The following is a 3290-nucleotide window of genomic DNA, read 5'->3' as shown; positions in this document are numbered from 1 at the left end:
TAAGACAATAAAAAACTGGCATTGGCGTGACCACCAATACCAGAAATTTTACAGCCTTATTTTGCTCACTGGCTTTTGCTGGTGGGCTTTTTTTGTTTGCTGGTTCTGGCCGTTGCATTGCACGATTTATCTCAGGTGTTTGGCGAGGTTGTCCGTTGCATTACGCGATTTGGCACGGTTCCGTAGTGGCTCGCGATGAAGCTAATTAATTTTCCCACCTTCGGCGTTAAAATTAATGGATCTCCATCGTCTCGCATGTTAGTAGGCGAGCTCCACTTCTACATTGTGGAAACGTGCTCCGCAAGCCAACTCCCTACTATGTAAGGCAGCTATGCCAGAAATTCAGGACCGGAATTTCCGACATAGCCGCTTTACACTCCGGGAGTTAACCGGCTTGCTCCGCACTCTGGTGTCATCGACACCATAACTCCGTGCCAAATCGCTCCATTCCACTGACTGTCTGCCAGCTTCTTCAATCAGGTTAAGTATCGAATGACAGTTAAAACTAGTTCGAAGAGAATCCGCCCTCGACTGCTTATTTCCGCATGATAGAAAAGCTTGTTCCATGGTTGTTGAAACATGGCGTGTTCTCCGTTATGTGACGCTCAGTTACGTAACGGATGGGCGCCAAACAATTCATGCACATTCGGTTTTTTGCTCCTATTCTTTGTCAGCACAACACTGATTTGTAGCTGATTAGTCAGGACTACATATTAGCCACTAATAAATAATTGACCATAATCATTACTGGCCGATGAACGCAATTATATAGAAACAGTTTTGTGATGATTTGCAATATCGATACAATAGTTTTGTAGAGCTATCAGCAAATATCAGCGGAGTGGAGCCGTTCGGCATTGCAGGCAGGTGTGTCGGTATTAGTTAGCGAGCGTCCTTTGCTCGGTTACTAATACGGGAGACGGAGGAGATCCACTTTGGTTGACCGTCTTGACGGGCAACCAAACGTTAGCGCCGGAGCGACCCACACCAGCCTGCAGGGCCGACCGGCGCAACGCAGCGAAATCCAACGTCAATCCCAGACCATCAATCCCAAACAACACAAAAAAACGTCGCTAATAAATTAGCGGCGTCAGAAAGGGTTTACTTAATTGGGTCATACTATTTTTGCTTCTCTTGGTACTTTTGAATTGAACGGCCACCTTGAAGAGCCAGCAGATATTGGTGCGCGTATTGGTTGCGGGTGATGATCTTCCGTAACAAGAAGACCATCCCAATCACGCTGATATCGATGAGGAGCAGGACAGTAAAGGCGATTCCAATAAACTTTAAAACACTGAGAATGATCATCATGCGACATCCCTCGTTTCCATTAGAGTACGTTACATAGGGGACAAGTTTAATACTGCTGGCTTTGCGTTTTCCAAAGAGGTAAACTTATCGGTGATTCGTTGATGGTTAAAGAATAGCACGTATTTCGTAAGATTTTCTGTCTAAACGGTAAAGATTTTGCTAATATTCTGTGCGCAAATTGTGAACACCGTGTCACCATCATTCAGACGAGGGAAAATGGATAGCTAAAGAGGGTATATTATGGGGATTGTCATGTACTTAATTTTGCTTTGGGGCATCTATCGCGTGACCCGCAAAGCATTTGAATTCGAGAAAACGAGTCGGATGGAGCAGGTTATCATTCCGGCGTATTCACTATTGATGTTTTTAATAACAATGGATTGGCGCCTGTCAAGCATTGGCCTGCTGGTCGTACTGGCTGTGGTCGCGGTCGGCATCGCCTGGTTTCAAGCGTCCGGTACCGAAATTAAGGTGACGGGTGACTTGGACCGCTACCAACGGCCTGAGGTGTTGCTGAAGAAAAATTGGCGGTACGTTGTGGGCTGGGTAGCCGTTTTCCTAATTGGCTTTGCGGTCGGCGTCTTCCAGGCCGGCGAATTCAGTTATTCAGAGTTGGTATCAGAGCTAGGGCAGGAAGTGCGCGAAGATCTATTTAGCTTTGCCAAGCTCGGCAGCAAGTATGACTGGTACGTTTGGGCTGTTTCCGGCATTTCAAGCTACGCCTATACTTGGTTGTTAAAACGCAGAGAACCCACGCTTGAACAGGCGTTGGCACATCAAAAATCACGAAAAGAACGACGCAAAAACGAGCTGAAGTAAACTTCGGCTCGTTTTTTTAATTTCATCGACCGCGTATAGCCGACGGTAGTGAGTATGCATATAAATTTGATTCGGTCACAATACCATTTCTAATGAAGAAATTGCAATACTGCCCCTGGAGGTTGCAATTTTCTCAAAATTACAGACTATAATGCCGCAACAACCGATTAGTGGATCACAACCTTAGTCCCAACCGGCACGTGCACATACAGCCACTTAGCATCGGGAACCGCTAACCGGATACAGCCGTGTGAGGCTTTGTGCCCCAATTTTTTGGCTTCAGAGATGATGTATTGGCCCTTACTGTTGATCGGCACACTATGGAACAGGTAAACACCGTGACCCTTCCAAGAGACCCAGTAGCGTGCACCCCCAGCGGCGCCGGAAAATGACTTGCCGTGTTCTGCTTGAATATGGTAGGTTCCCTTAGGCGTTGGTGTATTAGTCTTGCCAGTGGAACAGTTCATGATATAAGTGATCTTATTCTTGTAGTGGAAGTATACTTTTTGGCGCTTGGTACTGACGTAGAGCCAGGTCCCTTTGTGGGCCTTAAAACTAGGGTAGGCCTTATTTTGCGAAGGCTTCCGCCAATTGATAACTTTAGTGGTAGCCGCCTGAGCATCGTTCTGCTGGGTGACAGCTTTGAAGCTAATCCCACCCAGTACTATGCCGGACGACAGTAAAACGGTCATGACAATCTTACGAATTTTTCGCATCCTTAATCACATTCTCCCCAAATAATAGTAAATTGTAAGCTTATTATACCGCGTAGAGAGAAAAATAGCGTGCCAAATCTAATTGCTTGATTAGAATTGGTGGCTAATGGTTTTGAAAGAAAGCCCACTTGTTTTAAGACGATGACTTAGAAAGCATGCACCTGTCAACGCGTTACTGGTTTCAACTAAGCCCTGGTTACTAGTCAGCCGACACAAGCGGACTGGAATCCACAGACTGTTCAGTAACCACACAGAAAGTTGTTGACGATTCACAGACTATTCAACAAACACCGAGAGACTCGCTGACAATGGTTGACCTGCAGTCGAGGGCGGATAATCTTCGAACTAGTTTTAACTGTCGTTCGATACTTAACCTAATTGATGCAGCAGGCAGTCAGTCAGTGGAATGGAGCACGTTTCCACAATGTAGAAGTGGAGCTCGCT

General features: G+C 46.0%; 3 protein-coding genes. 1 reads left to right on the top strand and 2 read right to left on the bottom strand.

Going from position 1 to position 3290, the window contains the following annotated elements:
• Positions 1 to 1119: 1119 nt before the first annotated feature.
• Positions 1120 to 1311, bottom strand: coding sequence for a hypothetical protein (locus FC82_RS12750; protein WP_054762139.1), 192 nt, complete (start codon positions 1309 to 1311; stop codon positions 1120 to 1122).
• 240 nt (positions 1312 to 1551) lie between these two features.
• Here FC82_RS12750 and FC82_RS12745 point away from each other — a divergent pair, with 240 nt between their 5' ends.
• A complete protein-coding gene (locus FC82_RS12745; RefSeq protein ID WP_054762142.1) occupies positions 1552 to 2130 on the top strand; it encodes a hypothetical protein in 579 nt (192 codons plus the stop codon).
• A 167-nt stretch (positions 2131 to 2297) separates the two neighbouring features.
• Here FC82_RS12745 and FC82_RS12740 read toward each other — a convergent pair whose 3' ends face one another.
• On the bottom strand, positions 2298 to 2846 hold the full coding sequence (locus tag FC82_RS12740) for a L,D-transpeptidase (protein WP_054762144.1): 549 nt from the start codon (positions 2844 to 2846) through the stop codon (positions 2298 to 2300).
• Between the last annotated feature and the right edge of the window lie 444 nt (positions 2847 to 3290).

Source organism: Secundilactobacillus collinoides DSM 20515 = JCM 1123 (assembly GCF_001435975.1).
Taxonomy (GTDB): domain Bacteria; phylum Bacillota; class Bacilli; order Lactobacillales; family Lactobacillaceae; genus Secundilactobacillus; species Secundilactobacillus collinoides.
Note: the sequence above shows the minus strand (reverse complement) of the source record. Positions and strands in the feature narration are given on the sequence as shown.

Excerpts from the sequence above, each read along its gene's own strand:
- FC82_RS12745 (WP_054762142.1), top strand. The coding sequence starts at position 1,552 with ATGGGGATTGTCATGTACTTAATTTTGCTTTGGGGCATCTATCGCGTG.
- FC82_RS12740 (WP_054762144.1), bottom strand. The coding sequence starts at position 2,846 with ATGCGAAAAATTCGTAAGATTGTCATGACCGTTTTACTGTCGTCCGGC.
- FC82_RS12750 (WP_054762139.1), bottom strand. The coding sequence starts at position 1,311 with ATGATGATCATTCTCAGTGTTTTAAAGTTTATTGGAATCGCCTTTACT.